Origin of the sequence: Clostridium sp. (assembly GCF_032552055.1) — a bacterium.
Classification (GTDB): Bacteria; Bacillota; Clostridia; order Clostridiales; family Clostridiaceae; genus Clostridium.
Genome location: NZ_JAWGSV010000259.1, coordinates 1 through 4462 on the forward strand (window position 1 = coordinate 1; position 4462 = coordinate 4462).

At 30.8% G+C, this 4462-nt stretch carries 4 protein-coding genes; all 4 read left to right on the forward strand.

Annotation, left to right across the window (positions count from 1 at the left end; all coding sequences use genetic code 11):
- Positions 1-33: 33 nt before the first annotated feature.
- The 4 genes from E6248_RS13645 (at position 34) to E6248_RS13660 (ending at position 4383) form a co-directional block, all read left to right on the forward strand.
- Positions 34-1323: an NCS2 family permease gene (locus E6248_RS13645; protein WP_316341338.1), complete on the forward strand. Its 1290-nt coding sequence runs from the start codon at positions 34-36 to the stop codon at positions 1321-1323.
- A 10-nt stretch (positions 1324-1333) separates the two neighbouring features.
- Positions 1334-3118 (forward strand): adenine deaminase, encoded by a 1785-nt coding sequence (ade, locus tag E6248_RS13650; RefSeq protein ID WP_316341339.1) that lies wholly within the window; start codon positions 1334-1336, stop codon positions 3116-3118.
- 209 nt (positions 3119-3327) lie between these two features.
- A complete protein-coding gene (locus E6248_RS13655; protein WP_396335157.1) occupies positions 3328-3960 on the forward strand; it encodes a YitT family protein in 633 nt (210 codons plus the stop codon).
- Positions 3961-4116: 156 nt separating this feature from the next.
- On the forward strand, positions 4117-4383 hold the full coding sequence (locus E6248_RS13660) for a DUF4190 domain-containing protein (RefSeq protein ID WP_316341341.1): 267 nt from the start codon (positions 4117-4119) through the stop codon (positions 4381-4383).
- Positions 4384-4462 lie beyond the last annotated feature (79 nt).

Below are 4462 nucleotides of genomic sequence, written 5' to 3' on the forward strand. Positions count from 1 at the left end.
ATTAAATACTAACGAAAGATAGGGGACAAACTAATGATTGAAAAACTATTTAAACTTAAAGAGCGTGATACTAACATAAAAACGGAAGTAACAGCAGGTATAACTACATTTATGACAATGGCATATATTTTAGTACTGCAACCTATGTTTATGGGAGCAGCTGGAATGGATGTTGGAGCTGTAACTGTTGTAACAGCGATTTTATCAGCAGTATTTAGTATATTTATGGGACTTTACACAAACTTACCTTTTGCTTTAGCACCAGCTATGGGAAGTAATGCATTCTTTGCCTATACTTTAGTTGCAGGTGGAGTAGTTAATTGGGAGACAGGCTTAGGAATGGTATTTATTTCAGGAGTTGTTTTTATCCTTTTAACTATATTTGGTTTAAGAGAAGTTATAGTAAATTTAATACCTAAGAACATTAAGTATGCAATAGGTGTTGCAGTTGGATTTTATATAGTACTATTAGGCTTCAAAAATGGAGGATTAATGACTTTAGAAGGTGGAAGCATCGCTATGGGAGATGTTAAATCACCAGGAGTTTTACTTACAATAATAGGATTAGTATTAGTTGTATTTTTACAAGCAAGAAAGATTAAGGGTGGAGTATTAATTGCAATAATACTAACAACATTAATAGGAATTCCAATGGGAATTACAAATGTTCCTGAAAGTTTAGTTACAATGCCACCATCAATAGAACCAATAGCATTTAAACTTGATATTATGGCAGCATTAAAGTGGAGCTTTTTCCCACTAATGTTTACATTCTTTGTAGGAGATTTCTTCTCTACTTTAGGAACTTTATTAGGTGTTTCTGCAAAGGCCGATCTTTTAGATGAAAATGGAGATTTACCAGAAATAAATAAACCATTTTTAGTAGATGCAATTGCGACAGTAGTTGGAGCGATAATGGGTTCTACAGTAGTAACAACTTATATTGAATCAGCAGCTGGAGTTGAAGAAGGTGGTAGAACCGGATTTACGGCAGTAGTAACAGGAATATGTTTTGCACTTACAGTATTTATTACTCCAATAGCAGGAATGATACCAAGTGAAGCAACAGCGCCAGCCTTAATATTAATTGGATTATTAATGATTACAGGAATTAAAGATATAGAATTTAATGATTTTACAGAAGCTTTTCCAGCTTTTGCAACAATTACTTTTACAGCTTTTACTTCAAGTATATCAAATGGTATAAGTATAGGAATTATATCTTACATGGTTACTAAAGTAATGGCAGGAAGATTTAAAGATTTAAATATAGGAATATATATATTATGTATTCCACTAATAGCATATTTTTTTGTAGTATAGGAGAAATAAAATGAGAATATTATCTAGGGATAAAAGGGGATTAATAGAAGCAGCTATAGGAAAGAGACCTTGCGATTTAGTTATTAAAAATGCAAGTATAGTTAATGTTTTTACTGGTGAGATATACAATGGTCATATAGGAATATATGCTGGATTTATAGCTCATATATCTACAGCTACAGATAATCAGGATATGTTAGATATAGAAGGAAAACAATATTATGATGCTAAAGGTAAGCATGTAATACCAGGACTTATAGATAGTCATATACATATTGAAAGTACTCTTATGACTCCAAGAAACTTTGCAAAGGAAGTAATACCATATGGAACAACAACTGTGGTAACAGATCCTCATGAAATTGCAAATGTTCATGGAATAAGAGGAGTTAAGTACATGCACGATAGTAGTGAAGATCTTCCAATGAGACAATATGTACTAGCACCTTCTTGTGTACCAGCTGTTTTAGGCTTTGAAAATGCAGGAGCTGAGTTTTTTGCAGAAGAAATTGAAGAAATGCTAGACTTAGATAGAGTTCTTGGCTTAGGAGAAGTTATGGACTTTATAGGAGTTGTTGAAAATAGTGATAGAATGGTTAGCATATTAGAAAAAGCTGAAAAGAGAGGATCATTTATTCAAGGACATGCACCTTTCTTAAGTGGAAGAATGCTATCAGCTTATTTATGTGGAGGGGCTACTACTTGTCATGAAAGTAGAACACCTAAGGAAGCAAGAGATAAGCTTAGAAATGGTATGTATGTAGATGCAAGAGAAAGTTCAATATCTAAGGATGTTACTGAAATAGTAAAGGGCGTAAAAGACTTTAGATATTTAGATAATTTAACTTTATGTACTGATGATAGAGAAGCAGATGAAATACTTAAGAGCGGACATATGAATGATGTAGTTAGAACTGCAATAAAGGCTGGACTTCATCCGATTGATGCAATAAAATCTGCAACTTTAAATTCAGCAAGAGAAATAGGAGTAACTAATTTAGGAGCTATAGCCCCAGGATATGTAGCGGATTTAGTAGTTTTAGATGACTTAGAAGAGATGAAGGTTAAAGCTGTAATCTTTGAAGGGAAGTTAGTTGCTGAAAATGGTACTTTATTAAAGGCTATAGAGGATAAGAAGTATGATATAGAATTAGAGAATTCAGTTCATGTTGATAATCTATCTTTAGAAGATTTTAAATTAAAAGCACCAATAGAAAACGGAAAAATAAAAGTAAATGTTATTAGATACGAGAGTCAAAGATCTTCATCTACTAAAATAGTTGAAGAAGTTGTGGATGTTAAAGATGGATATGTATCATTACAAGATAATGATGATTTAAGATTTGTTATAGTTATTAATAGACATGGGAAGTTAGATACTAAGGCAATAGGATTAGTAAGAGGCTTTGGCATAGATAAAGGTGCTTTAGGAAGCACAATTTCTCATGATAGTCATAACTTAACTATAGTATATAAGGATATAAATGAAGCCTTTAAGGTAGCAGAAGACTTAATCTCTATAGGGGGAGGAATAAGCTGTGCTATAGATGGGGAAATAAAAGAACATATCCAATTAGAAGTTGCAGGACTTATGACAACTAAGGCTGCCTCAGAAATAGCTGTAGTTGCTGAAAGAATGAAGGAGATTCTTAAAGAAATGGGGTTAACTGAAATAAAAAACCCTCTATTAAGAATCGTTACTTTAGCACTTCCAGTAATACCTGAAGGTAAGATGTCAGACTTAGGATTAATAGATGTAAATAAAAAAGAAATAGTAAGTATTTTTAAGAATTAATGAATTGAGCTGTGGGAAAAGACAGCTTAATTAAAATTTAATAATTAAAAAAATTTGATTTTCAAAACTCCTAAGGGAGTTTTTTTCATTAATTTTTCATTTCAAATTCTACATATATTATCGAGAGTAGTTCAAGATTTTTTATGAAATTTAATAATGATAAAATGATATAGGTTTTAACTAATGAAAATATTAAGCAGGTGAGAAATTTGATAACTATTTTAAAAAAATCTATAAGGCTTATGATAGGCTTTATTCTATGTGCAAGTTCTACTGTATTTATGCTTAATTCAAATCTTGGGCTATCACCATGGGATGTCTTTCATCAAGGGATATCAAATGTAACTGGATTAACGATAGGACAAGCTAACATACTTTCTAGTATTATAGTAATAATTACAGGTATAGGGTTTAAACAAAGGATTGGTATAGGAACATTATTAAATATTGTTATGATTGGAAAATTCGTAGATATAATTGATGAAAGCAATATAATACCTATGGCAAATAATTTAGCTGTGGGAATTATTATGATGATGATTGGGATGTTTGTTATGGGGTATGGATGTTATTTATACATAGGTTGTGAATTAGGTTGTGGTCCTAGGGATGGAGTAATGGTAGGGTTAAGTAGTAAATTAAAAAAGCCAATTAAGCTAATTAGGAGCAGCATAGAAATATTTGTTTTAGTAATAGGCTTTATTTTAGGAGGAAAAGTTGGAATAGGCACTTTAATAAGTGCAATTTTTATTGGGTATTGTATTCAGATAGTATTTAAGTTGCAAAACTTTGATGCAGTAAATGTAAGGCATAAATCAATTATGGAATCTATAAAACTGTGATTGGATAAAAAATATAGAATAAATTGTCGTACGATTTTGGTTAAAAAGTTTCCTGGGAAATTATACAATTAATATATATTTGTTTTTCCCTTTTAAAAATATAGTAGAGGGGAAAATACATATAAATTAATTATTTAATAAAAGGGGGATCATATTATGCAGGAATATGATAAGCAATTAACTACGGTAAACAATAGTACTAATGGAATGGCAATAGCTGGTTTTGTATTAGGTCTTATTTCTTTAATTTTTAATTTATTTTGGATACCATCAATATTGGGAATCGTTTTCTCAAGTGTTGGACTAGCTCAAATATCAAAGAATAATCAAAAAGGAAAGGTACTTGCAATTGTTGGATTAGTAGCAAGTGTTGTAAGTATAATATTTGCAATATTAGCAATATTAGCTTTGTTTAGTCTATAAAAATAATACTATAAGTAAAATGAAATCCATTAGGGGCTGTTGAATAAACAGCCCTAATTAAAGTTCTATAATAGTACCT

Bases quoted from the DNA above. Each gene is read 5' to 3' on its own strand.
- ade (WP_316341339.1), top strand. From the start codon at position 1,334: ATGAGAATATTATCTAGGGATAAAAGGGGATTAATAGAAGCAGCTATA.
- E6248_RS13660 (WP_316341341.1), top strand. From the start codon at position 4,117: ATGCAGGAATATGATAAGCAATTAACTACGGTAAACAATAGTACTAAT.
- E6248_RS13645 (WP_316341338.1), top strand. From the start codon at position 34: ATGATTGAAAAACTATTTAAACTTAAAGAGCGTGATACTAACATAAAA.